The following is a 26,763-nucleotide window of genomic DNA, read 5'->3' as shown; positions in this document are numbered from 1 at the left end:
CCTTACGCAAACATGGAGAGAATGCGAATTCGTGCCACGCGTCATGCCGCTCGGGAGGGCCCCCGGCACCGGACTCGGCGCCGTGCCGCGCATGCGCTATGCTGTGTCACCCCCCAACCGAGCCGCCCCGCCCGATGAGCGCCCCTTGCCCGACTCCGCCGACCGCCGTCCCCGAAGACGTCCACTTCGTGCTGTTGCCGGAATTCTCCATGCTCGGCCTGCTGTCGGCGATCGAGCCGCTGCGCGTCGCCAACCGCTTCCATCCGGCGCTGTACCGCTGGCACCTGCTGAGCCTGGACGGCGGCGCGGTCAGCGCCAGCAACGGCATGTCGCTGGCGGCGGAAGGCGCCTGCAGCGGGGCGGATGTGGTGCGCACGCTGTTCGTGGTGGCGGGCTTCAACCCGCTGGCGCACGCCACGCCGGCGTTGACCGCCTGGCTGCGCCAGCTCGCGCGGCAGGGTGCGACGCTGGGCGGCATCGACACCGGCTGCTTCGTGCTGGCCGAGGCCGGGGTGTTCCGGCACGAGAAGCTGACGCTGCACTGGGAGGCGATCGCGGCGTTTCGCGAGCGCTACCCGGCGCTCAACGTCACCCAGGAGCTGTTCGAGATCGACGGCGCGCGCATCAGCTCGGCCGGCGGCACCGCCTCGATCGACCTGATGCTGGAGCTGATCGGCCGCCGCCACGGCGCCGAGCTGGCGATGCAGGTGTCCGAGCAGTTCGTGCTGGGCCGCATCCGCGCCAAGTCGGATCACCAGCGCCTGCAGATCGCGGTGCGCTACGGCGTGCACAACCGCAAGCTGGTGAACGCCATCGGCGCCATGGAACGGCATCTCGAGACGCCGCTGACGGCGGACGAGCTGGCCGAGACGGTGGGGGTGACGCGACGCCAGCTGGAGCGGCTGTTCCGCGCCCAGTTCGACGATACCCCGGGCGCGTTCTACCTGAAGTTGCGGCTGGAGAGGGCGCGCGAGCTGCTGCGCCAGACCGGGATGAGCGTGATGGAGATCGGCGTGGCGTGCGGTTTCGACTCGGCCACCTATTTCGCGCGCGCCTACCGCCAGCGCTATGGGGTGACGCCGAGCCACGACCGCCACGAAGAGAGCGCCGCGCGCGCGGCACCCTGACCGTAGGGCGGAAGCCCCGCCTACGGGGCGTTCCGCCAAGCAACGCACCACGAATCCATAGCGCATTCGACGCGCATACCGACGCGGTATATCGCGACGCCCGGCGGATCGCCCCGGCACCGCCGGGGCATCCGCCCTACACCGCCAGCTCGGCCAGATTGCGGAACAGTTCCAGCGCCTCCGGGTTAGCCAGCGCCGTCACGTTCTTCACCGGCCGGCCGTGCACCACTTCACGCACCGCCAGTTCCACGATCTTGCCGCTTTGCGTGCGCGGGATGTCGGCCACCTGCACGATGCGCGCCGGCACGTGGCGCGGCGTGGTGTGGCGGCGAATGCGCTCGCACAGTGTCCGGCGCAGCGCGTCGTCGAGCCTCAGCCCGGCAGCGAGCCGCACGAACAGCACCACGCGCACGTCGCCCTGCCAATCCTGGCCGATGGCGAGCGACTCCAGCACCTCGGGCACCGTTTCCACCTGGCGGTAGATCTCGGCGGTGCCGATGCGCACCCCGCCGGGGTTGAGCACGGTGTCGGAGCGGCCGTGGATGATCAGCCCGCCGCGCGTGCTCAGCTCGGCCCAGTCGCCGTGCACCCAGACCCCGGGGAAGCGTTCGAAGTAGGCGGCGCGGTACTTCGTGCCATCGGCATCGTTCCAGAAGCCGAGCGGCATCGACGGAAACGGCCTGGTGCACACCAGCTCGCCCTTCTCCCCCACCACCGGCGCCCCGGCCTCGTTCCACACCTCGACCGCCATGCCGAGCCCGCGCGCCTGCAGCTCGCCGCGGTACACCGGCTTGGCCGGGCAGCCCAGCGCGAAGCAGGACACGATGTCGGTGCCGCCGGAGATCGAGCACAGCGCCACCTCCGGCTTGATGGCGCGGTAGACGTAGTCGTAGCTGGCCGGCAGCAGCGGCGAGCCGGTGGAATAGATGAAACGCAGGCTGGAGAGATCGTAGCGCTCGCCCGGCGCGACGCCGGCCTTCTCCAGCGCCGACAAATACTTGGCGCTGGTGCCGAAATGGGTCAGCCGCGTCGCCTCGGCGATGCGCCACAGCACGTCGGGTGCGTCGTTCAGCAGCGGCGCGCCGTCGTACAACACCAGCGTGGCGCCCACCGCCAGCGCCGACACCATCCAGTTCCACATCATCCAGCCGCAGGTGGTGTAGTACAGCAGGCGGTCGCCGTCCGCGAGGTCGCCGTGCAGTATGTGCTCCTTCAGATGCTGCAGCAGCGTGCCGCCGGCGCCATGCACGATGCACTTGGGCTGGCCGGTGGTGCCGGAGGAATACAGGATGGTGAGCGGCGCCTCGAACGGCATCGGCGCGAAGTCGATCTCGCCGGCCGGGTACGGCGCGACGAAGTCGTCCCACGTCACCGCCTTGGCCATCCCGCCGAGTTCCGGCACGCCGCCGGCGTAGTTCCACACCACCACGCTCTCGAGCCCCGGCAGCGCGCCGGCCAGTTCGGCCAGCTTGGCGCGCACGTCGATCGCCTTGCCGTTGTAACGGTAGCCGTCGCTGGCGAACAGCACCTTGGGGGCGATCTGGCCGAAGCGGTCGAGCACGCCCGCCACGCCGAAATCGGGCGAGCAGCTGCTCCACACCGCGCCCAGGCTGGCGGCGGCCAGCATCGCCGCCACCGTCTCCGGCATGTTCGGCACCAGGCCGGCCACCCGGTCGCCGGGGCCGACGCCCTGGGCGCGCAGGGCCTGGGCCAGGCGCGACACGGTGTCGTAGAGACGACGCCAGCTCCAGGTCGCGCGCACCCTGTCCTCGCCGTAGAACGCCAGCGCCACGCCGTCGTCGCGCCGGCGCAGCAGGTTGGCGGCGAAGTTCAGGCGCGCACCGACGAACCAGCGCGCGCCGGGCATGCGCTCGCCATCCTGCAGCACGGTGTCGGCCTCGCGACTGGCACGCACCCCGGCGAAGCGCCACAGCGCCTGCCAGAACGCCGCCGGTTCGCGGAGCGACCACTCGTACAGCGCGTCGTAGTCGTCGAGCGCGATGCCGTGCTCGCGCGCCACCTCGGCGCGGAAGGCGTCGAGCCGGCACGGTGCGCTGGGCCGCCACAAGGGCTCGTTGGGGACGGGTACGCTCATGTCGGCCCGCCCTCCGTCGCAGCGCGCCGCGGCAGCCCGATCACCCGGCCGACGTAGGCCGGGTGCGGCAGGCCGGCATGCGCCGCCGCCAGCGTCTCGACCTTGGCCAGCACCGCCGCACCGAACGGCACCGAGCACGCGCGCTCGGTATCCACGTGCAGCAGCATCTGCTCGCTGGCGGCCACCGGCTCGGCCTCGTCGCCACGATGCAGCGTGAAGTAGACGTGCAGGCGCTTGCTGTCGTGGGCCAGCAGCTGGCAGTCCACCCGCACCGCCTCGCCCTGCTTCAGCTCGGAGAGGTAGTTCAGGTGCACCTCCAGCGTGTAGACCGAGCGCCGGCTGCGCTCGCGCTCCGCCGCGTCGAGGCCGATGGCGTCGATCAGCGCGTCGGCGGCGTAGCTGAACAGCAGCAGGTAGAAGGCGTCGCGCAGGTGGCCGTTGTAGTCGACCCACTCGGCGCGGACCTCGTCGCGATACAGCGTCAGCGCGCTCATCTCATTCCTCCGGATTCAGGCCGTGACGCGCCTTGGCCGCCGCCACCGCCGCCTGCACGCCGAGCAGGCAGTCGTCGCGGTAGCGCTCCAGCGCCTTGATCGAGCGCTCGCCCTGCTGCACCGCCGTGCCCTCGACCACGCGTTCGATCAGTTCGTCGGTCAGCTCCGGCGCCGGCAGATAGGTCCACGGCAGCTGCAGCGCCGGGCCGAACTGCTGCATGAAGTGGCGCATGCCCGCCTCGCCGCCGGCCAGGGTGTAGATCTGGAAGGTGCCCATGAAGGCCCAGCGCAGGCCGGCGCCGAAACGGATGGCGTCGTCGATCTCGCCGGTCGTCGCCACGCCGTCGTTGACCAGGTGCAGCGCCTCGCGCCACAAGGCTTCCAGCAGGCGGTCGGCGATGAAGCCGGGCACTTCCTTGCGCACGTGCAAGGGCCGCATGCCGAGGCCGGCGTAGATCGCCTTGGCGGCCTCGATGGTCTCCGGCGAGGTCTTTTCCCCGCCCACCACCTCGACCAGCGGCAGCAGGTACACCGGGTTGAACGGGTGGCCGACGATGCAGCGCTCCGGGCGCACGGCGTCGCGGTAGAACTCGGACGGCAAGAGGCCCGAGGTGGACGAGGCGATGATGGCCCCCGGCTTGGCCGCCGCCGACACCCGGGCGTGCAGCTCCAGTTTCAGCTCCAGCCGCTCCGGCGCGCTCTCCTGGATGAAGTCGGCGTCGGCCACCGCCTCCTCGATGGTGGCGACGAAGCGCAGCCGAGCCGGCGAGGCGCCGGGCTTGAGGCCGGCCTGCTCCAGCGCCGGCCAGGCGTTGGCGACGTTGGCGCGCAGTTGCGCCTCGGCACCGGGTGCCGGGTCCCAGGCCACCACGTCGAGGCCGTTGGCGAGCGCGCGCGCCACCCAGCCGCTGCCGATCACGCCGACGCCGAGCGCGGCAAAAGTTTGGATTTTGGTGATTACAGACATGAACATCCCCTGTAGCTTGAACATGGGTAAGTTGGATGTAGGTCGGTTGGGCTTGGCTAGGTTGGGCTGCTAAGCCCAACGATCCGGACGCAACCCTGTTGGGCTTGGCAGCCCAACCTACAAGAGCTAGCCGCGCTTCTTCAGCCCCAGCTTCTGGCGGCCTTCTTCTGGTGTCAGCGTGCGCGCACCGAGCTTCTCCACCAGGTCGATGGCGCGCTCCACCAGCGAGCCGTTGCTGGCGAACACGCCGCGGTCGAGGTAGAGGTTGTCTTCCAGCCCGACACGCACATTGCCGCCCAACAGCACCGCCTGCGCCACCATCGGCATCTGCATACGGCCGATGCCGAAGCCGGCCCAGTTCGCCCCCGGCGGCAGGTTGTCGACCATCGCCTTCATGGTGGTGGTGTCGGCCGGCGCCCCCCAGGGGATGCCGAGGCAGAGCTGGAACAGCGGCGCGTCGTCGAGCAGGCCTTCCTTCAACAGCTGCTTGGCGAACCACAGGTGGCCGGTGTCGAACACCTCCAGCTCCGGCTTCACGCCCAGCTCCTGGATGCGCCTGGCGCCGGCGCGCAGCTGCGCCGGGGTCGAGACATAGATGTAGTCGCCGTCGCCGAAGTTGAGCGTGCCGCAGTCGAGCGTGCAGATTTCCGGCAGCAACTCCTCGACGTGGATCAGCCGTTCCAGCCCGCCCACCAAGTCGGTGCCGGGGCCGAACTCCATCGGTTTTTCGCCGGCGCCGATCTCCAGGTCGCCGCCCATGCCGGCGGTCAGGTTGAGAATCATGTCGACGCCGGAGGAGCGGATGCGGTCCACCAGCTCGCGGTACAGCTTGGGGTCGCGGCTGGGCTTGCCGGTGTCCGGGTTGCGCACGTGGCAGTGCACCACGGTGGCGCCGGCACGGGCCGCCTCGATGGCGGCGTCGGCGATCTGGCGCGGGGTGACCGGGATGGCCGGGTGCTTGCCGACGGTGTCGCCGGCGCCGGTCACCGCGCAGGTGACGATGACGTCATGGTTCATGCTGTGTCCTTTCTGCGGGAATCGGGGGCCGGCTTACTGCGCCAGATAGCTCTTCACGGCGTCCAGTCCGGGCTTGCCGTCGAAGGTGGTGACGCCGTCGAGCCAGGCGGTCAGCACCTGCGGGTTGCGCTGCAGCCACTGCTTGGCGGCACTGGCCGGGTCGACCTTGTTCATGATCGGGTCCATCACGCGGTTTTCCATGTCGAGGGTAAACTTGAAGTTGCCGACCAGCTTGCCGGCGTTGGGGCAACGCTGCTGGTAGTCGTTGGCCAGCACCGTGTACACCTTGGAGCCGCCGTAGTTGGCGCCGAACTGCTTGTCGCCGCCGGAGAGGTAGGTCAGCTTCATCAGGAAGTTCATCGGATGCGGTTCCCAGGCCAGGAACACGATCGGGCGCTTCTGGCGGAACGCCTTGGTGGCCTCGACCAGCATGCCGGCCTCGCTCGACTCGATCAGCTTGAAGCCCTTCAGGCCGAATTCGTTGCTGTCGATCATCTTCTTGATCTGGGCGTTGCCCTGGCTGCCGGGCTCGATGCCGTAGATCTTGCCGTCCAGTTCCTTGCGGAACCTGGCGATGTCGGCAAACGTCTTCAGGCCGTGCTCGGCGGCGTAGCTCGGCACCGCCAGCGTGTACTTGGCGCCGTCGAGATTGGCGCCGGGCAGCACCTGCAGCGACTTGCTCTGCACGAACGGGGTGATGGCCGGGGTCTGCGACGGGTCCCAGTAGCCGAGGTAGACGTCCAGTTGCTTGCTCTTCAGGCCGGCGAACACGATGGGCTCGGAGGCGATGGTCTTGCTCGGGACGTAGCCCAACCCCTTGAACACCACCGTCGCGAGCCCGGTGGTGGCGGCGATGTCGGTCCAGCCGACGTCGGCAAAACGCACGTTGCGGCAGCTTTCCGGCTCCGCGGCCAAGGCCGGCAGCGCCAGCAACGAAGAGAGGCACAGCACCAGCGGTTTGATATCCAGTTTCATGTCCTAGCTCCGTGATAAAGAATCGGTCCTGTTCCGACCCGCGGGCCGTTGCGACGGCCATCCACGCGGCGCCCGGTGGCACCGCCGTCACCCGGCGGAGGGGGTAGTGGCGTCACTGTAGCGGCATCGGCCCCCGGCCCAGCGAACTCTGGCGACATTTGATCGGACTGGAGCGACACGCTGGCGCCACAAACGAAAAACGGGGAGCCGAAGCTCCCCGTTGGGTGAAAAGGTTGGCCGAAGCCGTCAAAACTCACCCCCAGGAGGCGAGCGAGGCAAGGCCGGTCGAGTGCCGCCGGCGCACAGGAACCGGCATGGACACGGAGTAGCCGAATCGAGGCCCTCAAAACCCGCCCCCAGGAGGCGAGCGCGGCAAGGCCGGTCAAGTGCCGCCGGCGCACAGGAACCGGCATGGACACGGAGTCCATGAGGATTCCGAGCATCGCCGGCGCTCACGATGCGCAGGCGCAGCCGCCTAATGGGATGGGTTCTCAGCCGCGCCGTCGCCAGCCTAATAGCAACACCCCGGCCAGGATCAGCACCCCGCCCCCCAGCATCGCCGCGCTCACCGCCTCGCCCAGCCACATCGCCCCCCACAACACGCCGAACACCGGCACCAGGTAGGTGACGCTGCTGGCGCGGGTGGCGCCGAGCTTCTCGATCAGGCGGTAGAAGATCACGTAGGCCAACGCCGTGCAGGCCAGCGCCAGCAGCAGCACCGCGCCCCACACCTTGCCCTGCGGAACGACCGGCGGCCAGGTGACCAGCGCCAGCGGCAACAGCAGCAGCGCGCCCGACGCCAGGCTGCCGGTGGCGGTCACCAGGGGCGGCAGGCCCGGCAGCCAGCGCTTGGCCATGTGGCCGGACCAGCCGTAGCAGGCGGTGGCGCCCAACATCGCCAGCACCGGCATCCCGCTGTCCAGGCCGAACGCGGCGCCGCGTCCCAGCGTCAGCACCAGCACCCCGGCCAGCCCCAGCGCCAGCCCGGCGGCGCGCTGCCGGGTCATCGCCTCGCCCGCCAGCGGCATCGCCCACAGCGCGGTCATCAGCGGCGTGGTGGCGTTGAGCACCGAGGCCACCCCGGCCGGCAGGCTGAGCGTGGCCCAGGCGATCAGGCAGAACGGAAGCGCCGACAGGAACACCCCGACGATCGCGATGGCGCGCCAATGCTGGCGCCACAGCGCGATCCCGCCCTGCCACAGCAGCAAGGGCAGCAAGGCCAGCGCCGCCACGCTGAGGCGCAGCGCGATCAGCGGGAACGGCCCCAGCTGCGGCACCGCCACGCGCATGAACAGGAACGAGCCGCCCCACATCGCGGCCAGCAACACCAGCCACAGCCAGTCGCGCCGCTCAGCCATGGCGCACCTCCGCCACGACGGTCACGGCGCGCCGACGGCGACGCCCGGAATAACGACTCGGAAGATTCATCGGGATGTCCTCGCAAAACACCAGTGTAGAGAAGGTGGCGTCTTATGACGATCCGATTCTTGCTGTGCAAATGGAAACCGCCGCGCTGGGCGGCGGCGGACAGGACGGAAGCAACGGCTAGTGGCGGCACTTGCAGGTGTTGATGCCGAGAAGCGCGTACGGCGGGCACCAGCCGACCAGGCCGGTGGCGAGCGGAATCAGCCCCAGCCAGCCCCACGGGCTGTGCGGCCCGACCAGCGCCAGGCTGACGATGCCCAGCCCCGCCGCGATGCGTACCACGCGTTCGATCCTGCCGATGTTCTGCTTCATCACTCGCTCCTTTGTGCGCCATTCGAAAACAATATATACAAATATATAATATATGGCACTTAAAAAGGCAAGCCCGCCCCCAAACGAAACGGGCCGCCCGAAGGCGGCCCGCGTGGCGGCAAGACGAGAGGAAGAACTCAGAACCTGTTCACGATCTGTCGGGAGCAGCCCTCAGCGGAGCGAAGAGCAGCACAGGAACCGGAATGTACTGGAGTACATGAGGATTTCCGCTCCGCTGAGCCAATCAGAAGATTGGCACGCAGTGATTAGCTCAGTGGCACGCAGTGCCCATGAGCCCCGATCAGGGAGGCGCAGCAAGAGCGGGAACAGGTGCTCAGTCGCCCATGGCGGCCAGAAGCTCGGCCTGGTGTTCGGCGATCAGCGCGTCGGTGAGTTCGAACAGGTCGCCGTCCATCACCTGATCGAGCTTGTACAGCGTCAGGTTGATGCGGTGGTCGGTGATGCGGCCCTGCGGGTAGTTATAGGTGCGGATGCGCTCGGAGCGGTCGCCCGAGCCGATCAGGCTCTTGCGCTCGGCGGCCACCGATTGCTGCTGCGCGCGCAGCTGGATGTCGTAGATGCGCGCCGCCAGCACCTGCATCGCGCTGGCCTTGTTGGCGTGCTGCGAACGGCCGTCCTGGCATTCGGCGACGATGCCGGTGGGCAGGTGGGTGATGCGCACCGCCGAGTCGGTCTTGTTGATGTGCTGGCCGCCGGCGCCGGAGGCGCGGAAGGTGTCGATGCGCAGGTCGGCCGGGTTCAGCACCACCTCGGCGATTTCCTCGGCCTCCGGCATCACCGCCACGGTGCAGGCCGAGGTGTGGATGCGGCCCTGGGTTTCGGTGGCCGGCACGCGCTGCACGCGGTGGCCGCCCGATTCGAACTTGAGGCGCGAGAAGGCGCCAAAGCCCACCAGCCGCACGATCACTTCCTTGTAGCCGCCGAGGTCCGACTCGGACGACGACACGATCTCGGCCTGCCAGCGGTTGCGCTCGGCAAAGCGCGTGTACATGCGCAACAGGTCGCCGGCGAACAGCGCCGCCTCGTCGCCGCCAGTGCCGGCGCGGATTTCGAGGAAGATGTTCTTCTCGTCGTTGGGGTCCTTGGGCAGCAACAGCTTCTGCAGCTCGACATCGAGGCTGGCCATGCGCTCCTTGCCTTCGTCGATCTCGGCCTGGGCGAATTCCTTCATGTCCGGGTCGGCCAGCATCTCGGTGGCGGTGGCGAGGTCGCTCTCGCACAGGCGATAGGCCTGGTAGGTTTCGACCACCGGCGTGAGTTCGGCGTGTTCGCGCGTCAGCTTGCGGAACGAGTCCATGTCCCGGGTGGCGGCTTCGCTCGCCAACAGATGGGTGACTTCTTCCAGCCGGTCCGCCAGCTGGCTCAACTTCGTCGCAATCGACGGTTTCATTACGACTCCGGGTGTAAACGGTAAAGACGCGTGATGGCGTGCACCAGCGCGTCATGCTCGGGGCCGTGGCCCGCGGACAGTGCCTGGGTCGGTGGGTGCATCAGCTTGTTGGTGAGCTGTTGCGACAGCGCTTCCAGCACCTTGGCCGGGTCGTCGCCGCGCGCCAGCTGCTTGTGCGCCGCCTCCAGCGCGTGGCGGCGCACGCGCTCGGCCTCGTCGCGCAGGCCGCGGATCAAGGGCACGGTCTCGCGCCGCTTGAGCCATTCGACGAATTCCTGCACGCGCGCCTGGATGATGGTCTCGGCCTCTTCCGCCGCCAGCTGGCGCGCCTCGCGGCCGACCTCGACCACGCTGGCGATGTCGTCCACGGTGTAGAGGAAGACGTCGTCCAGCTCGCCCACCTCGGCCTCGATGTCGCGCGGCACGGCGAGGTCGAGCATGAACACCGGGCGATGGCGGCGGATCTTGATGGCGCGCTCCATCAGGCCCTTGCCGAGGATCGGCAGCTGGCTCGCGGTGGAGGTCACCACCACGTCGTAGCGCGGCAGCGCCTCGGGCAGGTCGGACAGGGTGATGGCGTTGCCGCCGAAGCGTTCGGCCAACTTCTCGCCACGCTCCAGCGTGCGGTTGGCCACGGTGATACAGGACGGGTTGCGCGCGGCGAAGTGCGTGGCCACCAGCTCGATCATCTCGCCGGCGCCGATGAACAGCACCTTGAGCTCGCGGATGGTGGGGAAGATCTGCTCGGCCAGCTTCACCGCCGCCGCCGACATCGACACCGAGTTGGCGCCGACCGCGGTCTTGCTGCGCACTTCCTTGGCCACGGCGAAGGTTTTCTGGAACAGCGCGTTGAGCTGGGTACCGAGCGTGCCGCTCTGCTCGGCGGCGCGCACCGCGTCCTTGATCTGACCGAGAATCTGCGTCTCGCCCAGCACCATCGAATCCAGCCCCGAGGCGACGCGGAAGGCGTGGCGCGCGGCGGCGGCGGCGTCGAGCTGGTACAGGTAGGGGACGAGTTCGTCGAGCGGCAGGCCGTGGAATTGCGACAGCCACTCCAGCGCCGCCTGCGGGTTGTGGCTCGCGCAGTAGATCTCGGTGCGGTTACAGGTGGAGACGATGGCCGCCTCGCCCGCGGCGTCGGAATGGACCAGGCTCTCCAGCGCTCCCGGCAATACCTCCGCCGGGAAAGCGAGCTTCTCCCTGACCGACAACGGCGCGGTTTGATGATTGAGTCCGAAAGCAACCAGATGCATGAGCGGAAAGGCCGCAGGTTAAATGGCTTATTCTAGCCTAAACCAGTGCTCCCGTCCCTACTCCCCACGGCGGAGGCCAAGGGAGTAAGATAGCGCCCCACAGGAGGACGCCATGTCGCTGAAGCTCGCCGATATCCGCCACGATTACGCCCAGAAGGAACTGTCGCCGGACGACTGCCTGCCCGACGCCGTCGCGCAGTTCACGCTCTGGCTCAACGAAGCCATCACCGCCAAGGTCAACGAGCCGACCGCGATGCACCTGGCCACCGTCGGCGACGACGGCCGCCCCAGCGCGCGCATCGTGCTGCTCAAGGGGGTGGAGGACGGCCGCTTCGTGTTCTACACCAACTACCACAGCCGCAAGGGACGCCAGCTGACGGCCAACCCCTGGGTCTCGCTGACCTTCTTCTGGCCCGAGCTGGAACGCCAGGTGCGCATCGAAGGCAAGGCCGTGACGGTGGCGCCGGAGGTGTCCGACACCTACTTCCACAGCCGCCCCTACGCCAGCCGCCTCGGCGCCTGGGCCTCGGAACAGAGCAGCGAGATTGCCTCCAAGGCCGAGCTGATCAAGCGTGCCGCGCTGTTCGGCGCCAGGTACCCGCTGCACGTGCCGCGCCCGCCGCACTGGGGCGGCTTCGCCGTGGCCGCCGACCGCATCGAATTCTGGCAGGGCCGCCCCAGCCGGCTGCACGACCGCGTGGTGTACACGCTGGACGATGCCGGCCAGTGGCAGAAGTCGCGGCTGGCGCCCTAACCCCGGGGTCGTCCCGCTACCGCAAAAAAGGTTGGCCGAAGCCAACCTTTTTTGCTGTCTGCCGCGCCCGCGCCGTCCACGGCGGGCCGCTCCACGGCGCCGCTACGACGGCTCGTCCAGATCGCTCTTGAACTCGGCCGCCTTGTGCGAACCGTCGCAGAACGGCTTGTTCCTGGAGTGGCCGCAGCGGCACAGCCAGACCTGGTCCCCCTCGACGGCGATCTCCCGGCCGCCCTGGGTGACGATCGTGAACTCGCCCTTGATGTGATACGGGCCGTTATTGCGCGGCGTGATGATGGCTTTTCCCATGCGTGCTCCCTGACGCTAGGGCCGGCGCGGGCGTCGGCCGCGCCGGCCCGGCTCCGTCACGTGCTCCAGCGGTGGGCGAAACTGCCCCGCTCCGCCTTGTCCATCAAGTTGAGGAACTGCTCGGTGCGCATGTGGATCAGGTCCTCGTGATCGCCCGCCTCGAAGTAGATGTCCGGCTGCATCGCCAAGCTCTCGTCGAGGTAGGTCTGCATGCCGTAGGCCATGCCCACCGGCGGCACCGCGCCGATTTCACAGTCCTGGAACAGCGCCGACAGCTCGGCCTCCCGGACCAGTTCCAGATCCCGTCCGGTGGTGTCCCTCAGCTCCGACATGTCCAGGCGGAAGGTGGACGGCAGCACCGCCGCGACGTAGCCGCGCTCGTCGGCCAGCAGCACCGTCTTGGCCAGACGGTCGCCCGGCACGTGCGCCACCTGGGCGGTTTCGCTGGTGGAATGGGTGTGCGCGTGATGCACGATATCGTACTGACTGCCCTTGCGGCTCAGGCAGTCCTGCAAGGTGGTAGAGATCGACATGATCGTCCTCCTCCAAAGTCGGCCATGACCCGGCCGCCGGACGCCGACGGATGACGGGCGCGGGCCATGCGGTATGCGAATGGTTGCCCCTTGAGATTCTTTAAAGCTAGCCCGCTTTCCCCCACAAGTGAAGGCATCCGGCGACCCGCGCCCGTCGCCCGTGCAATAAAAAGCCCGTCCACAACGGACGGGCCCGGGTGATACGCCACGCGCTGCCGGCTTACTTGGCGCCGGCGTCCTTCACGCATTTCTTCATGAAACTGCTCTTGGCGGCGCCCGCCAGCTTCTTCTCGGCGGCCTTGCCCTCGCAGCTCGACTGCGCCGCCATGCCCTTGCTGTCCTTCTCGCACTTCTTGAGGAAACTGGCCTTGGCGGCACCCGCCAGCTTCTTCTCCGCCGCCTTGGCTTCGCACGCGGCGTCGCCGGCCAGGGCCACGTTGGCCGAAACCAGGGCCAACAGGGCCATCATCACGAATTTGCGCATTGTTCTGTTCCTTGTGGTTGCAGTTACGGTCGAATCACGGTCAAGAGCCGTCGGAGACGACGGCATGGCGGCGTAATACGGGCCGCGCCTCATGCAATGTAGCGCAGAAAAGCGCCGCCCCCCAAGCACGCGCCGCGCCGGCCCGCGCTTCAGTCGCCCTGGTCCACCGGCAGCCGGCCCAGGCGGTCCTTGACCTTCTTCATCACGATATAGGAGCAGATGTCGCGCATGCCCGGAATCTTGTTGAGCTTCTCCACCACGAAATTGGAAAACGCCGTGAGATGGCGCGTGCGCACGTGCAGCACGTAGTTGGTCGGCCCGCTCACCACGTAGGCGGCGACGATCTCGTCGAGCGCCGCGATCTGCTCCAGAAACTGCTCGTGCCACTCCTCGCGCGAGCGGTCCAGCGTGACGTGCACGATGGCCTCCAGCTCGAAACCCAGCTGCTGCGCGTCGAGTTCGGCGTGGTAGCCGCGAATCAGGCCGTGCTCTTCCAGCGTGCGCACCCGGCGCAGGCAGGCCGACGGCGACAGCGCCACCTTGTCGGCCAGGTCCTGATTGCTGAGCCGGCCGTTCTGCTGCAGCGCGGCAAGAATGCGCCAATCTATCGAATCGATCTGCATCTGCAATATCCAATCGTTTAGCACTATTTCTTCGAATAATCTGCGAAAAATGGCACATCGACAAGTCTAACTTGCAATTTTGGCCAAAGCCGCCGGTGCTAGCATAGTTTTCATCAGCCGTAGCCAAGAAGGCCTGCTCCATATGCTGTTCGACATCACGCCGCCGCTGTCCGCCGGCACCCCGGTCTGGCCGGGAGACACGCCCTTCAGCGCACACCGCACCTGGCAGCTGGGCGCCGATTGCCCGGTCAACGTCTCGCGCCTGACGCTCTCCACGCACTGCGGCGCGCACGCCGACGCCCCGCTGCACTACTCGCCGCACGGCCTGGCCATCGGCGCAGTCGAGCTGACGCCCTACCTCGGCCCCTGCCGCGTCGTGCATTGTCTGGACGCCGGCCCCCTGGTCACGTGGCCGCAACTGGCGGCCCGGCTGCAGGGCGTTGCCGGCCCGCTGCCGCCGCGCGTGCTGATCCGCAGCTACCGGCAGTTTCCGCGCGGCCAGTGGGACGGGCACTTTGCCGCCATCGACCCGGTCGCCATCGACGGGTTGGCCGAAGCAGGCGTTTGCCTGATCGGGGTCGACACCGCCTCGCTCGACCCGGCCCACAGCAAGACGCTCGATGCCCACCATGCCGTGGCGCGCCATGGCATGGCGATTCTGGAAAACCTGCAGCTCGACGACATGCCGGAAGGCGATTACGAACTGATCGCGCTGCCCCTGAAGCTCGTCCAGCTCGACGCCAGCCCGGTTCGGGCCGTGCTCAGAACGCTGGCCTGACACACCTCGCCCACAAGGAGACCCACCATGCATACCCGTGAAGCCTGCCTCGCCGCCGACCGGCACGACCCGTTGGCCGCACTCAAACACCAGTTCGACCTGCCCCCCGGCGTGATCTACCTCGACGGCAACTCGCTCGGCGTGCTGCCCAAGGCGGCGCGCGCGCGCAGCGCCGAGGTCATCGACCAGGAATGGGGCGTCGGCCTGATCCGCAGCTGGAACACCGCCGGCTGGTTCGACCTGCCGGCGCGCCTGGGCGACAAGCTCGGCCGCCTGATCGGCGCCAACGGCGGCGAAGTGGTGGTCACCGACACCACCTCGCTCAACCTCTTCAAGTCGCTCGCCGCCGCCCTGCGCATCCAGCAGCAGGACCACCCCGAGCGCCGCGTGATCGTGTCCGAACGCGACAACTTCCCCACCGATCTCTACATGATCCAGGGCATGATCGACCTGCTGCAGCAGGGCTACCAGCTGCGCCTGATCGACGACGCCACGCCGCTGGAGGCGGCGCTGGACGACGACGTCGCGGTGCTGTTGCTGTCGCACGTCAACTACCGCACCGGCTACCTCTACGACATGGCCGCCACCACCGCGCTGGCGCACCGCCACGGCATCCTCACCATCTGGGATCTGGCGCACGCCGCCGGCGCGGTGCCGGTCGATCTCAACGGCGCCGAGGCCGACTTCGCCGTCGGCTGCACCTACAAATACCTCAACGGCGGCCCCGGTTCGCCCGCCTTCATCTGGGTCGCGGCACGCCACCAGGACCGCTTCTGGCAGCCGCTGTCGGGCTGGTGGGGACACCAGCGCCCGTTCGCGATGGCCACCGACTACCAGCCCGCCAGCGGCATCCGCCGCTTCCTGTGCGGCACCCAGCCCATCGTTTCGATGTCGCTGATCGAATGCGGCCTAGACGTGGCATTGCAGGCCGACATGACGGCGGTACGCGACAAGTCGCTGGCGCTCACCGACCTCTTCATCGAGCTGGTGGAACAACGCTGTGCCGCGCACCCGCTCACCCTGGTTACCCCGCGCGAGCACGCCCGGCGCGGCAGCCACGTCAGCTTCAGCCACCCGCAGGGCTTCGCCGTGATGCAGGCCTTGATCGCGCGCGGCGTGATCGGCGACTACCGCGAGCCGGAAGTGCTGCGCTTCGGCGTCACCCCGCTCTACCTCGGCTACGCCGACATCTGGGACGCGGTGGACACGCTCAAGGACATCCTCGACAGCGGCAGCTGGGATCGCCCCGAATTCCACCAGCGCGCCTCGGTGACCTGAGCCCCCGCGCCGTCCGCCTCACCCCATAACAACGACCGCCCTTGCCCGACCCCGCCCCGCTCCGACCAGCCGGGCGGCGGGCCGGGTATTGCCGGCGGCTTCACCTCATGAATGGAGAAACAGATGAGCAACTCGTTCGACCACATCGCGCGGCGTGAGCAGGGCCTGCACCGCCGCCTCAGCGCCGGCCAGATGAGCATGATCGCCATCGGCGGCGCCATCGGCACCGGCCTGTTCCTCGGCAGCAGCTTCGCCATCGGCTTTGCCGGGCCCAGCGTGCTGATCAGCTACGCCATCGGCGGCCTGATCACCCTGCTGCTGATGGGCTGCCTGGCGGAAATGACCGTGGCCCACTCCACCTCGGGCTCGTTCGGCGCCTACGCCGAGCACTACGTCAGTCCGCTGGCGGGCTTTCTGGTGCGCTACGCCTACTGGTCGTGCATCGTGCTGGCGGTCGGCACCGAGGTCACGGCGGTGGCGGTGTACATGAAGTTCTGGTTCCCCGCGGTGCCGGCCTGGGCCTGGATCGCGCTGTTCTCCAGCCTGCTGATCGCCATCAACGCCACCAGCGTCAAGGCCTTCGGCACGGTGGAATACTGGTTCTCGACGATCAAGGTGATCGCCATCGTCGGCTTCATCCTGCTCGGCGCCTACGTCATCTTCGGCTCCGGCTCGGCGCAGTACGGCCTGCAGCACTACACCGCGCACGGCGGCTTCTTCCCGCACGGCCTCTCGGGCACCTGGGTCGCCGTGATCATCTCCATCTTCAGCTACCTCAGCGTGGAAATGATCGCCGTCGCCGCCGGCGAGGCCGACAATCCGGAACAGGCGGTGAAGCAGGCCTTCCGCGCCACCATGCTGCGCCTGGCGGTGTTCTACCTGCTGTCGCTGGCGCTGATCCTCGCCATCGTGCCGTGGGACGCCGCCGGCAAGAGCGGCAGCCCCTTCGTCAAGGTGATGGAGGTGCTGGGCATTCCGGGCGCCGCCGGGGTGATCAACTTCATCGTGCTGGTGGCGGCGCTCTCCGCCATGAACAGCCAGCTCTACATCACTACGCGCATGATGTTCAGCCTGTCGCGCGCCGGCCACGCCCCGGCCGGCATGGGCCGCGTCACCCGCAACGGCATCCCGCTCAACGCCCTGTTGCTGTCCACCGTAGGCATCGCGCTGGCGACGGTGCTCAATCTGCTGTACCCGGAGCACTCGTTCGAGCTGATGATGGCAATCTCGATGTTCGGCGCCATCTTCACCTGGCTGATGATCTTTCTCACCCACTACTGCTTCCGCCGCTTCCACGACCGCCAGGGTGGCCCGGCGCTGTCGTTCCGCATGAAGGGCTTTCCGCTCACCACGCTGGCGGGCCTGCTGCTGATGCTGGCGATCCTGGTCACCACCGCCTTCACCGAGGTGTTCCGCATGACCCTGGTGTTCGGCCTGCCCTTCCTCGCCGTGCTCAGCGCGGTGTACTACCTGTTCTTCCGCCAGAGCGGCCTGAGCCGCGGCGAGGCGTAAGCGCACGCGGCCGCCCGCCCTGCCGACCTCCCCCCGCCCGGCCGGTAGCCACGGCCACGGCGGGGAGCCTGGCCGTAACCGGCCAAGCGCCGCCTTCGGTGCTAGCATGGATCATGGCCGCTACCAACAACTCCATCGCGATTGCCACGGTTGACCTGTGCAAACGCTTCAACCACGTCACGGCGCTCGACCGGCTCACCCTGAGCGTGGCGCGCGGACAGATCTTCGGCCTGCTGGGCCCCAACGGCGCCGGCAAGAGCACCACCATCAAGATTCTCACCACCCTGCTCGAAGCCAGTTCCGGCCGCGCCACGGTGGCCGGTTTCGACGTCGCGGCCGACCCGATCGAGGTGCGGCGGCGCATCGGCTACGTGCCCCAGCTGCTGTCGGCCGACGGCGCCCTCACCGCCACTGAGAACCTCACCCTGTCGGCGCGCCTGTACGGCCTGCACGGCGCCCGCCTCAAGACGCGGGTGCATGAGGCGCTGGCCTTCGCCGGCCTCGAGACGGTGGCGCACAAGCTGGTGCGCACCTTCTCCGGCGGCATGATCCGCCGCCTCGAAGTGGCCCAGGCCACGCTGCACACCCCGGAAATTCTGTTTCTCGACGAACCCACCATCGGCCTCGACCCGGTGGCGCGCCGCACCGTGTGGGAGCGGCTGCAGCAGTTGCGCCACAGCCAGGGCATGACCATCCTCATCACCACCCACGACATGGAAGAGGCCGACGTGCTGTGCGACGAACTCGCCATCCTGCATCAGGGCCAGCTGGCGGTCATCGGCCAACCCGACGCGCTCAAGGCGCAAGTCGGACCACAGGCCGACCTGGCCGATGTCTTCGCCCACTTCAGCGGCGCCGTCATCGAGCAGGAAGGCTACTACCGCGGCATCCGCCAAAGCCGCGGCACCATCCAACGCCTGGGGTGAAACACATGCTCGCCTGGCTCTACGAAAGCGCCGCTGTGACCGACGCCGAGGTGCGCAAACTGCGGCGCGACCCCACCGAGCTGCTGTCGCGCGCGGTGCAGCCGGTGCTGTGGCTGGCGGTGTTCGGCCAGGTGTTCAGCCACGTGCGCGGCATCCCCACCGGCAGCCTGCGCTACCTCGACTACATGGCCCCCGGCATCCTGGCGCAGAGCATCCTGTTCAGCGCCATCTTCTACGGCATCGCCATCATCTGGGAGCGCGATCTCGGCATCGTGCACAAGCTGCTGGTCACCCCGGCGCGGCGCAGCGCCCTGGTGTTCGGCAAGGCGGTGGCGGCGGGGCTGCGCGGGCTGGTGCAGGCGGCGGTGGTGTACCTGGTGGCGATCGCGCTGCACGTGGCGATCCGCTGGGAGCCGCTGCCGATGGTCACCGTGGCCGCCGCCGTGTTCGTCGGCTCGTGCATCTTCTCCACCTTCTCGCTGGTGATCGCCTGCATCGTCAAGACGCGCGAGCGCTTCATGGGCATCGGCCAGCTGCTCACCATGCCGCTGTTTTTCGCCTCCAACGCCATCTATCCGCTCGATATCATGCCGGACTGGCTGCGCGGCATCGCCGCCTTCAACCCGCTCACCTACCTGGTGGACGCGCTGCGCGGGGCGATGATCGTGGGCGGGCATAGCGTCTACGGCGACGCCACCAGCTTCGGCATCATGCTGCTGGTTTTCCTGCTGCTGCTGGCCCTGGCGGCCAGACTCTACCCGGGGCTGGCGCGCTAGCCGCTGACCGGCCCGCCCTGTACCACCCGGCTCACACCGTGGCCGCGTAGCGCGGCTGCCACATCGCCTGGCTGACCGCCGCGTCCAGGTCATCCGGCCGGGGTTGCGTCGCCACGCCCTGCTCGTACGCCACCCGGGCAACGGCCGCGCCCACCGCCTGCGCCACAACGCGCAGCTGCGCCTGGCGCGGGAAAATGCGCCCGGCGGCCACATCGTCGGCGCTGACTTGGCCGGCCAGGGCGCTGGCCGCCGCGAAGAACATCTCGTCGCTGGCGCGGCGGGCGCCGGAGACGATCAGCCCGAGTCCGAAGCCGGGAAAGATATAAGCGTTGTTGGCCTGCCCCGGCGCATGCGACACCCCCGCCACGGTCACCGGCTCGAACGGGCTGCCGCTGGCGAAGATCACGCGGCCGGCGCTCCAGACGTACGCCTGCTCGGCGGTGCACTCCGCCTTGGCGGTCGGGTTGGACAGGGCGAACACCACGGGGCGCGGGCAGACCTCCGCCAGCGCCTCCAGCGCCGCCCGGGTGAACAGGCCGCCGCAGCCGGTGGCGCCGATCAGCACGGTCGGCCGAAAATCCCGGATGGTCGCCACCAGGTCGGGCTGCGCAGCGCGGTCCTGCGCCACCACGCGCTTGTGCGGCGGCAGATCGCGGCGGCTCGCCACCACCGGGCCGGTCGAGTCGACAAACAGGCACTGCGAGCGCGCTTGCGCCAGCTCGACCCCGGCATGCTGCAGCGCCTTGATCACGAGCGACCCGATCCCCAGGCACGCCTCGCCGGCACCGAGAAACAGGAGGCGTTCTTCGGCCAACGTGCGTCCCGTCATCCGGCCGGCGGCGTACAGCCCGGCCAGCCCCATGGCGCCGGTGCCCTGGATGTCGTCGTTGAAGCAGCACAGCTGGTCGCGGTAGCGCACCAAGAGGCGGAACGCGTTGGCGTTGTTGAAATCCTCGAACTGCAGCACCGCCCCGGGAAACACCTGGCGCACCGCGCCGACGAACTCGTCGACGAGACTGTCGTAGGCCTCCCCGGCGAGCCGGGGCACGCGCCGGCCGAGATAGAAGCGGTCCTCGCGGAGGGAGGCCGTATCCGTCCCCACATCCAGCGTCACCGCCAGGCAACGCGACGGCGGCACGCCGGCACAGGCGGTATACAGCGCCAGTTTGCCGATGGGAATCCCCATGCCGTTGGCGCCCAGATCGCCCAGCCCGAGGATACGGCCGCCGTCGGTCACCACGATGATGTCGATGTCGCGCTGCGGCCAGCGCCGGAGGATGTCGGCGACCTGCCCCTGGTGTTCCGGCGTCAGGTACAGCCCGCGCGGGGCCAGGTAACGCCGGCTCCACTCCAGGCAGGCCTGGCCAACCGTGGGGGTGTAGATGAGCGGCAGGCATTCCGCCAGATTGTCGACGACCACCCGGTAGAACAGCGTTTCGTTCTCGTTCTGGAGGGCGGAGAGGTAGACGTAGCGCTCGATCGGGCCGGCCTGGGCGCGCACCATGTCGAGCGCCCGCGCCGCCTGTTCGTCCAGCGTTTCGATGCGCGGCGGCAAGAACCCGCTCAACCCCAGCCGCTCGCGCGCCTCGGCGCTAAACGCGGTGCCCTGGTTGAGGTGGGGATCGCGCACGACGTCGGTGCGGGGAAGCGGAACGGCTTGGCCCATGTTTTTCTCCCACAGGAAGAACGGCATCGGGGCACGCGAGCCCGGACGGCGCCTGTTTCTTCACCATAGTGAATCGGCCCCGATACTTCAGGCACCGCGCGCTCCGTTCAGAGCCAGCCCAGCCGCTTGCAGGCGCCGTACACCAGGTACACGCCCAGCCCGGTGATGAACACGCCGAAGAGCAGGCGCAACTGAGGCCCCGCCATGCGGTTGGCGAAATAGGCGCCCAGCCACGCGCCGAGAAACATGGTGGCGGCGAGAATGACGGCGGCGCGCACGTCGACGTTGCCGTGCCGGTAATACTCGATGACGGCCGCCAGGCCGATGGGCGGCAACAGCACCGCCAGCGACGTGCCGGTGGCCACGTGCTGCGAGAAACCCGCCCAGTAAATCAGCGCCGGCACGATAACGATGCCGCCGCCCACCCCGAACAAGCCGGCGGCCACGCCGCCGAGCGTGCCAATGATGGCGAAGATGAGCCATGCAAGCATGGAGGTTCTCCCGACCAGGGACTCGCCCCGATCCGCGCCGAGAGAAGCAGGCCGGCCAAATCGAGGCGAAGGGTTGATCCTTCCGCGAGGTGGCGACGCCGTCGAACACCTCGCGCACCTTGTCCCGCCTCGGCAGCACGAAGCCCGCGTCGGTCCCGGCGGGGGAACCCGATGCCGGGACGCTGCCGCATGTACCCGGCCGGCACCGCCTACTTCGGCTTGCCGTACTGCTGATCGAGGTAATCGAGGATCAGGGGCACGTCTTCTTCCTTGATCGGCGCCCCCATCACCTTGACCATCTTGGTGACGGTCGCCTCCCAGCCCTTGCGGTCGAGAAAACGCGAGTTCATCTGGATGTAGTCCAGGCTGTGGCAGACCGCGCAATTGCGGGCGACCACGTCCTGGTTGCTGCCTTGGCGCAGTTTGACGGCGCTCTCGTCGGCCAGCGCCAGGGCCGGCAGCAGCAACAGCAGCGCGTAGAGTGTCTTGTTCATGGCGGGCCCCTCACACGACGTCCACCGCCACCTGGTGCACCAGGTTGTGGTGATACCCGGCCGGGTTGGCGATCAGTTCGAAGGTCTGGGTCTGGCCGATGCGGTTGGTGGCCTTGGCCAGCAGCGTATAGCGGCCCTTGTGGCGCGGCTGGAAGCGATAATGCCAGGGGCGGAAGGAGAAACGGCCGTGATCGGTGCCGAGCTCGGCGTTGCGCCAGCTCATGCCGCCGTCGATGGAAACCTCCACCTGGCGGATGCCGTAGCCGGCGTCCCAGGCGATGCCGGCCAGCTCCAGCGGCTTGCCCAGCGGCAGCCGCTCGCCGTCGCGCACGCTGGTGATGAGCGAATTCACCACCATCTCGGTGATCGGCGTGTTGGCCGCCGTCTCCTGCGACAAAAAGCGCTCCACCACCGGAAATTTGCCCGTGGGCACACGGTAGGCGCTCTTCATCCAGAAGCCGTCGAACGGCGCCGACACCACGTTGATCGAACTCAGGTGCTTGACCCAGTAGGTGGCGGTCCAGCCCGGCACGATCAGCCGCGCCGGGAAGCCATTCCAGTGCGGCAGCGGCTCGCCGTTCATCTCGAAGGCGATCAGGGTGTTCTCGTCCAGCCCCTTCCACAGCGGCAGGCTCTTGACGAAATCCGGCGTCTTGTCGAGCACCGGGCCGTCGGCGCCGTCGAGCACCAGCTCCAGCGCGCCCTTCTTCACCCCGGCCTTGTTCAGCAGGTCGCGCAAGCGCACCCCGCGCCAGCGCGCGTTGCCCATCGCGCCGTAGCTCCACTCCACCCCCGGCACGTGCGGCTGGAACAGGCCGCGCCGGTTGCCCGAGCACTGGCACACCGCCGCCAGCTCCACCGTCTCGAAGCGGCGCAGCTCGTCCAGCGTCAGCATCAGGGGGCTCTCCACCTCGCCGCCGATGCGCAGCTGCCAGCTGCGCGCTTCCACCTCGGGAATGTTGGCCAGGTGATAGCGCACGAAAAACGCCTTGTTGGGCGTGAACACCTCGCGGAAGTACTCCGGCGGCGTTTCATAGTTGGGAGGACGGTAACTGCGCTTGATCAGCGGCACCTTGCCGGGCAGGGCCTCGAGCAAGGCCGACTCACGCGCGCCATCCGGCAGCGCCGCCGGCTGCAGCAACTTCGCGCCCTTGGCCCAGGCCGGCACCAGCAAACCCCCGCCAGCCAGCAGCAAGCCACCCGAGCCGACACGCAAAAAATCCCGCCGGTTGATACCCATCGCCGCCCCTCCCGAATTGTTGGAGTTTGTTCCATGTTAGATGGTGGCAAGGGCAACGCAATGCGATTTGCAGACCGCCATCGAAGACCAAGCGACTGCCGCACGGGAGAGCCCCCCCAACGGTGACCGGCCCTGCCGGCCGCCAGCGTCGGGGGCGTTTACTGTTTGGAAACCGTGGCAATCCAGCGCTCGATCTCCTGCACCGAGGCCGAGGGCGCGTTCAGATGGTTGGAAGCGGGCTCGACCATCCGGGTCAGCGGGTGCTTGGCCAGCAGCCCGAACATCTCGTGCTTCACCCGTACCAGGGCCGGGTAATCGTTGCTGGGCGCAATGTACAGCACGGGGGTATCCGCCTTGATGCCGCGCATCGCCAGCGTCTGGTTCATCGCCCCTTCCGGCTCGAACCAGGTCAGATAGGCCGCCGGCGTGGAGGCCACGGCATAAGTCCCCCGGCCCCCCTCGTAATCGCGGAACCGGGCCTTCTCCTGCCCCTTGCCCTGCGCCACCAGCTGGCGCGCCTGCTCCACGGACGGCCCCACCGCCTCACGGAAGGTGGCATTGCCCACGTTGCCACCCGGCGCGATGGCCACCACGCCGTCGACGTGGTGCCGGCCGCCGAAATACAGCGCAAACACCCCACCCTGGCTATGCCCCGCCACGAACACCTTGCCGGCACCCTGCTGCCGCAACGCCGTCAAGGCCGCTTCCACCTCGTTTTCGGCAGTGGTGACGTCCACGTCGTACTCGCGCCGGCCAGACCAGGGCATGTCCAGATTGGCCACCAGAAACCCGTCGCGCTCCAGCGAGGCGGCCAGGTCAGACACATATTTAGAGGGAGAGCCGCCCTTGCCGTGCATCACCACCACCCCGGCCTTGGGCGTATCGGCCTGGGCGTGCAGAGTGACGCCCAGCGCCGCCACAGCAAACAGTTTGGCAAAGCGCTTCATGTTGTTTTCGTAAAGAAGGGGAAAAAGACATCATGCCACGATACGGCGACGGGGGAAGGCACATCGCCGCCGGCAGCGGCCCTCAGCTATCCGTCAGGCTGCTGCCCGTATACCAGAAATAAATCGGTCCCCTTTTCTCCGTCGCCACCCAAAACCTTTCGGCCAACCTTATTCAAGGTTGGCCGAAAGGTGGTAACGCACAGACGGGCCGGCTTAACGCTTGCCGGCCGCCTCTTCGCGCCGGCGCTTGGCCTCTTCCAGCAGGTAGACCTGGTAATCGTCCAGATCACCCGCGAAATCGCTGACCCCACCGCGCGACACCATCCAGAATTCGTCGCACACCGCGCGCAGCAACGCCCGGTCGTGGCTGACCAGCATCACCGAGCCTTCGAACTCGTTCAGCGCCACGCTCAGCGCCTCGCGGGTGGCGAGATCCAGATGGTTGGTCGGTTCATCCAGCAGCAGCAGGTTCGGCCGCTGCCACACGATCATGCACAGCACCAGCCGCGCCTTCTCGCCGCCGCTCATGCTGCCGACCGCCTGCTTCACCATGTCGCCGCTGAAGTTGAAGGTGCCGAGAAAATTGCGCAGCCCCTGCTCGCGACAATCATTGGCCGGCGGCCGCATCGCCGCCGGGGTGTCGCGCACCAGACGGAACATGTGCTGCAGCGGATCGTCCTCCGGCCGCAGCACGTCCAGCTCCTGCTGCGAGAAGTAGCCGATATTGAGCCCCTTGCCGCGAATGATCTCGCCGCCGACCGCCTGCAGCGCCTCGGCCACGGTTTTCACCAACGTCGATTTGCCTTGGCCGTTGGCACCGAGAATGCCGATACGCTGCCCGGCCAGCACGGTGCGGTTGACGTTGCGCACGATCACCGTCGGCGGTGTGTCTTCCGGCGCACCCTCCGGCGCCGGATAGCCGAACACCGCGCCGCTCATCGACAGCATCGAGTTGGGCAGGCTCTGCGGCTCCTTGAATTCGAACTGGAACTCGGCATCGGCCAGCACCGGCGCGATCTTCTCCATCCGCTCCAGCGCCTTGACCCGGCTCTGCGCCTGCTTCGCCTTGCTGGCCTTGGCCTTGAAGCGGTCGATGAACTTCTGCAGGTGCGCCATCTTTTCCTGCTGCTTGGCCTGCGCCGCCTGCTGCAGGACCAGCTGTTCGGCACGCATGTCCTCGAACTTGCTGTAATTGCCGCCGTAGCGCACCAGCTTGGCGTTGTCGACGTGCAGCGTCACATTGGTGACGGCATCGAGGAATTCGCGGTCATGGCTGATCACCACCATAGTGCCGGCGTACTGCTTCAACCACGCTTCCAGCCATACCAGCGCGTCCAGATCCAGGTGGTTGGTCGGCTCGTCCAGCAGCAGCAGGTCGGACGGACACATCAGCGCGCGCGCCAGTTGCAGCCGCATGCGCCAGCCGCCGGAAAAGCTGTTCACCGGCTGCTGCAGCTCGGCGACGCTGAACCCCAACCCGAGAATCAGCGCCTGCGCCCGTGCCGGCGCGTCGTGGGCGCCGGCATCGTTGAGCGCGGTGTAGGCATGCGCCATGCGCATGTAGTCTTCGCCAGCCTCGGCCTCGGCCACCTCCCGCTGCGCGGCGAGCAGCGTGGTATCGCCCTCGACCACGAACTCGGTCGCCGTCTGCGCCGTTTCCGGCATGTCCTGCGCCACCTGCGACATGCGCCACTGCGACGGGATCGACACATCGCCACCGTCTTCGTGCAGCGAGCCGTTCAGCACCGCAAACAGCGAGGATTTGCCGGCGCCGTTGCGGCCGACCAGGCCGACTTTCTCGCCGGGATTGAGCGTCACCGACGCGTTGTCGAGCAGGACTTTGGTGCCGCGGCGCAAGGCCACGTTTTTCAGAATGATCATGGGAAGCGCCGTGCGGCGGCTGAAAACAGGTTACGCCGCGACCGGCGACAAGGCGGGAAGACGACAGAAAGGGCGGCCAACGTTGGCCGCATCATGGCAATGGAGCTGCAGCAGCAGCGGTGCGCCGCATGCTGCAAAGCAATAAAAACGGCGCGGCGAAGATGGTAACACGCCCCCTGCTACTACGTCGGCCTCGCTATAAAAAACAGGCGCTTATGACAGGAACGGCGCGAGCGCGCGTTGCGGCCAACGCGCTGGATGATTTGTGGGCGCGGCCCTGTGACTCACGCGGCCTTGTGGCGCAGGCGCAGCAGGCTCAAACCCAATACGACAAAGAGACCGCCGGACACGCGATTGAACAGGCGGACACGCTGGGCACTGCCAAATTGGTTCTTCAGAACGCGCCCAAGCAGGACATAGAAAGCGTGTGAGAACACCGCGCAGACGGCAAACGTGGACGTCAGTACGAAGAACTGCGTCAGGACCGGCGCGTCTTGCGTCAAGAACTGAGGGAACAGCGCGGAGAAGAACAAGATACCCTTCGGGTTGGTCAGTGCCACGGTGACGCCGTGCCCGAAAAGACGCCAATCGGTGTTCGAGCCTACCGATGTGGCCGATGCACTCGTATTGGAGAAAGCACTTGCCTTGCTACGCCACTGCTTGATGCCGAGGTAAACAAGGTAAGCCGCACCGCCCAGCTTCAGTACGGTGAAGGCAGCCGCCGATGTCGCCAGGATCACACCCATCCCCGCCATGGCAATGGCGGACACCATGAACAGGCCCACGGCATTGCCCAAGGAGCCAAGCATGGCACGGCGTGGTCCGACTGCAACCGAATTCGAGATTGCCAGCAGCACTCCTGGGCCGGGAGTAAAGGTAATAAGCAAGGCAACGCCGCAGAAGACCAACCAGTTTGAGAAATGCACTTTTGGAGTTCCTAGACAGGATTCAAGACCAAGAGGATATCGCTTAGGCGGGCGCGGCGGTACCTCTTT

Annotated in this window: 27 protein-coding genes; 7 read left to right on the top strand and 20 right to left on the bottom strand. The window is 67.8% G+C overall.

Annotation, left to right across the window (positions count from 1 at the left end):
- The first annotated feature begins 134 nt into the window (after nucleotides 1-134).
- On the top strand, nucleotides 135-1,127 hold the full coding sequence (locus NH8B_RS00180; RefSeq protein ID WP_014085511.1) for a GlxA family transcriptional regulator: 993 nt from the start codon (nucleotides 135-137) through the stop codon (nucleotides 1,125-1,127).
- 136 nt (nucleotides 1,128-1,263) lie between these two features.
- Here NH8B_RS00180 and NH8B_RS00175 read toward each other — a convergent pair whose 3' ends face one another.
- The 9 genes from NH8B_RS00175 to hemA form a co-directional block, all read right to left on the bottom strand.
- Entirely contained in the window at nucleotides 1,264-3,222 is a 1,959-nt protein-coding gene (locus NH8B_RS00175; protein WP_014085510.1) for an acetoacetate--CoA ligase, read from the bottom strand.
- Nucleotides 3,219-3,716, bottom strand: a complete 498-nt coding sequence (locus NH8B_RS00170; RefSeq protein ID WP_014085509.1) for a thioesterase family protein — start codon at nucleotides 3,714-3,716, stop codon at nucleotides 3,219-3,221. The genes NH8B_RS00175 and NH8B_RS00170 overlap by 4 nt, the downstream gene beginning before the upstream one ends.
- 1 nt (nucleotide 3,717) lies before the next feature.
- Nucleotides 3,718-4,683, bottom strand: coding sequence for an L-carnitine dehydrogenase (locus NH8B_RS00165; RefSeq protein ID WP_041703194.1), 966 nt, complete (start codon nucleotides 4,681-4,683; stop codon nucleotides 3,718-3,720).
- A 126-nt stretch (nucleotides 4,684-4,809) separates the two neighbouring features.
- Entirely contained in the window at nucleotides 4,810-5,700 is an 891-nt protein-coding gene (locus NH8B_RS00160; protein ID WP_014085507.1) for a 3-keto-5-aminohexanoate cleavage protein, read from the bottom strand.
- A gap of 33 nt (nucleotides 5,701-5,733) precedes the next feature.
- Entirely contained in the window at nucleotides 5,734-6,675 is a 942-nt protein-coding gene (locus tag NH8B_RS00155) for a choline ABC transporter substrate-binding protein (protein WP_014085506.1), read from the bottom strand.
- Between the two features lie 491 nt (nucleotides 6,676-7,166).
- Entirely contained in the window at nucleotides 7,167-8,033 is an 867-nt protein-coding gene (locus NH8B_RS00150) for a DMT family transporter (RefSeq protein WP_014085505.1), read from the bottom strand.
- Between the two features lie 187 nt (nucleotides 8,034-8,220).
- Nucleotides 8,221-8,412: a YgaP family membrane protein gene (locus NH8B_RS00145; RefSeq protein ID WP_008955829.1), complete on the bottom strand. Its 192-nt coding sequence runs from the start codon at nucleotides 8,410-8,412 to the stop codon at nucleotides 8,221-8,223.
- 334 nt (nucleotides 8,413-8,746) lie between these two features.
- Complete coding sequence (gene prfA, locus NH8B_RS00140; RefSeq protein WP_014085504.1) at nucleotides 8,747-9,823, bottom strand: peptide chain release factor 1; 1,077 nt, start codon at nucleotides 9,821-9,823, stop codon at nucleotides 8,747-8,749.
- On the bottom strand, nucleotides 9,823-11,076 hold the full coding sequence (gene hemA, locus NH8B_RS00135; protein ID WP_014085503.1) for a glutamyl-tRNA reductase: 1,254 nt from the start codon (nucleotides 11,074-11,076) through the stop codon (nucleotides 9,823-9,825). The genes prfA and hemA overlap by 1 nt, the downstream gene beginning before the upstream one ends.
- Nucleotides 11,077-11,188: 112 nt before the next feature.
- Between hemA and pdxH the strand changes: the two genes are divergently transcribed.
- Entirely contained in the window at nucleotides 11,189-11,830 is a 642-nt protein-coding gene (pdxH, locus tag NH8B_RS00130) for a pyridoxamine 5'-phosphate oxidase (RefSeq protein ID WP_014085502.1), read from the top strand.
- Between the two features lie 102 nt (nucleotides 11,831-11,932).
- Here the strand turns inward: pdxH and NH8B_RS00125 are convergent, their stop codons facing one another.
- The 4 genes from NH8B_RS00125 to NH8B_RS00110 form a co-directional block, all read right to left on the bottom strand.
- Nucleotides 11,933-12,139, bottom strand: coding sequence for a CDGSH iron-sulfur domain-containing protein (locus NH8B_RS00125; RefSeq protein ID WP_014085501.1), 207 nt, complete (start codon nucleotides 12,137-12,139; stop codon nucleotides 11,933-11,935).
- A 56-nt stretch (nucleotides 12,140-12,195) separates the two neighbouring features.
- Complete coding sequence (locus NH8B_RS00120) at nucleotides 12,196-12,672, bottom strand: aminoacyl-tRNA deacylase (RefSeq protein WP_008955824.1); 477 nt, start codon at nucleotides 12,670-12,672, stop codon at nucleotides 12,196-12,198.
- 220 nt (nucleotides 12,673-12,892) lie between these two features.
- Nucleotides 12,893-13,156 (bottom strand): hypothetical protein, encoded by a 264-nt coding sequence (locus NH8B_RS00115; protein WP_008955823.1) that lies wholly within the window; start codon nucleotides 13,154-13,156, stop codon nucleotides 12,893-12,895.
- Between the two features lie 149 nt (nucleotides 13,157-13,305).
- Nucleotides 13,306-13,779, bottom strand: a complete 474-nt coding sequence (locus tag NH8B_RS00110) for an Lrp/AsnC family transcriptional regulator (protein ID WP_014085500.1) — start codon at nucleotides 13,777-13,779, stop codon at nucleotides 13,306-13,308.
- A gap of 142 nt (nucleotides 13,780-13,921) precedes the next feature.
- Here NH8B_RS00110 and kynB point away from each other — a divergent pair, with 142 nt between their 5' ends.
- The 5 genes from kynB (at nucleotide 13,922) to NH8B_RS00085 (ending at nucleotide 19,049) form a co-directional block, all read left to right on the top strand.
- Nucleotides 13,922-14,557 carry an arylformamidase gene (kynB, locus tag NH8B_RS00105; RefSeq protein ID WP_014085499.1) on the top strand — a complete coding sequence of 212 codons (636 nt, stop codon included), beginning with the start codon at nucleotides 13,922-13,924 and terminating at the stop codon, nucleotides 14,555-14,557.
- A 27-nt stretch (nucleotides 14,558-14,584) separates the two neighbouring features.
- Nucleotides 14,585-15,835, top strand: a complete 1,251-nt coding sequence (kynU, locus tag NH8B_RS00100; protein ID WP_014085498.1) for a kynureninase — start codon at nucleotides 14,585-14,587, stop codon at nucleotides 15,833-15,835.
- 123 nt (nucleotides 15,836-15,958) lie between these two features.
- Nucleotides 15,959-17,347 carry an amino acid permease gene (locus NH8B_RS00095; RefSeq protein ID WP_014085497.1) on the top strand — a complete coding sequence of 463 codons (1,389 nt, stop codon included), beginning with the start codon at nucleotides 15,959-15,961 and terminating at the stop codon, nucleotides 17,345-17,347.
- Nucleotides 17,348-17,460: 113 nt separating this feature from the next.
- Nucleotides 17,461-18,273 (top strand): ATP-binding cassette domain-containing protein, encoded by an 813-nt coding sequence (locus tag NH8B_RS00090; RefSeq protein WP_014085496.1) that lies wholly within the window; start codon nucleotides 17,461-17,463, stop codon nucleotides 18,271-18,273.
- Between the two features lie 5 nt (nucleotides 18,274-18,278).
- Nucleotides 18,279-19,049: an ABC transporter permease gene (locus tag NH8B_RS00085; RefSeq protein ID WP_014085495.1), complete on the top strand. Its 771-nt coding sequence runs from the start codon at nucleotides 18,279-18,281 to the stop codon at nucleotides 19,047-19,049.
- Between the two features lie 31 nt (nucleotides 19,050-19,080).
- On the opposite strand, the gene NH8B_RS00080 is transcribed toward NH8B_RS00085, so the two are convergent.
- The 7 genes from NH8B_RS00080 to NH8B_RS00050 all read right to left on the bottom strand — a co-directional run bounded on the left by NH8B_RS00080 (nucleotide 19,081) and on the right by NH8B_RS00050 (nucleotide 26,694).
- Nucleotides 19,081-20,715 carry an NAD-dependent malic enzyme gene (locus tag NH8B_RS00080; RefSeq protein WP_041703192.1) on the bottom strand — a complete coding sequence of 545 codons (1,635 nt, stop codon included), beginning with the start codon at nucleotides 20,713-20,715 and terminating at the stop codon, nucleotides 19,081-19,083.
- A gap of 107 nt (nucleotides 20,716-20,822) precedes the next feature.
- Nucleotides 20,823-21,206 carry a sulfite exporter TauE/SafE family protein gene (locus tag NH8B_RS00075; RefSeq protein WP_014085493.1) on the bottom strand — a complete coding sequence of 128 codons (384 nt, stop codon included), beginning with the start codon at nucleotides 21,204-21,206 and terminating at the stop codon, nucleotides 20,823-20,825.
- Between the two features lie 209 nt (nucleotides 21,207-21,415).
- Nucleotides 21,416-21,700, bottom strand: coding sequence for a sulfite dehydrogenase cytochrome subunit sorb (locus NH8B_RS00070; protein WP_014085492.1), 285 nt, complete (start codon nucleotides 21,698-21,700; stop codon nucleotides 21,416-21,418).
- A 10-nt stretch (nucleotides 21,701-21,710) separates the two neighbouring features.
- A complete protein-coding gene (locus NH8B_RS00065) occupies nucleotides 21,711-22,940 on the bottom strand; it encodes a molybdopterin-dependent oxidoreductase (protein ID WP_014085491.1) in 1,230 nt (409 codons plus the stop codon).
- A 158-nt stretch (nucleotides 22,941-23,098) separates the two neighbouring features.
- The gene (locus tag NH8B_RS00060; RefSeq protein WP_014085490.1) at nucleotides 23,099-23,887 is read right to left on the bottom strand and encodes an alpha/beta fold hydrolase; all 789 of its coding nucleotides are present in this window, start codon (nucleotides 23,885-23,887) and stop codon (nucleotides 23,099-23,101) included.
- A gap of 213 nt (nucleotides 23,888-24,100) precedes the next feature.
- Entirely contained in the window at nucleotides 24,101-25,768 is a 1,668-nt protein-coding gene (locus NH8B_RS00055; protein WP_014085489.1) for an ABC-F family ATP-binding cassette domain-containing protein, read from the bottom strand.
- Nucleotides 25,769-26,052: 284 nt separating this feature from the next.
- Nucleotides 26,053-26,694 carry a LysE family translocator gene (locus tag NH8B_RS00050; protein ID WP_014085488.1) on the bottom strand — a complete coding sequence of 214 codons (642 nt, stop codon included), beginning with the start codon at nucleotides 26,692-26,694 and terminating at the stop codon, nucleotides 26,053-26,055.
- Nucleotides 26,695-26,763: the final 69 nt, after the last annotated feature.

This window comes from Pseudogulbenkiania sp. NH8B (assembly GCF_000283535.1).
Taxonomy (GTDB): domain Bacteria; phylum Pseudomonadota; class Gammaproteobacteria; order Burkholderiales; family Chromobacteriaceae; genus Pseudogulbenkiania; species Pseudogulbenkiania ferrooxidans.
The sequence above is the reverse complement of the archived record's forward strand: the minus strand, read 5'-3'. Positions and strand labels throughout refer to the sequence as shown.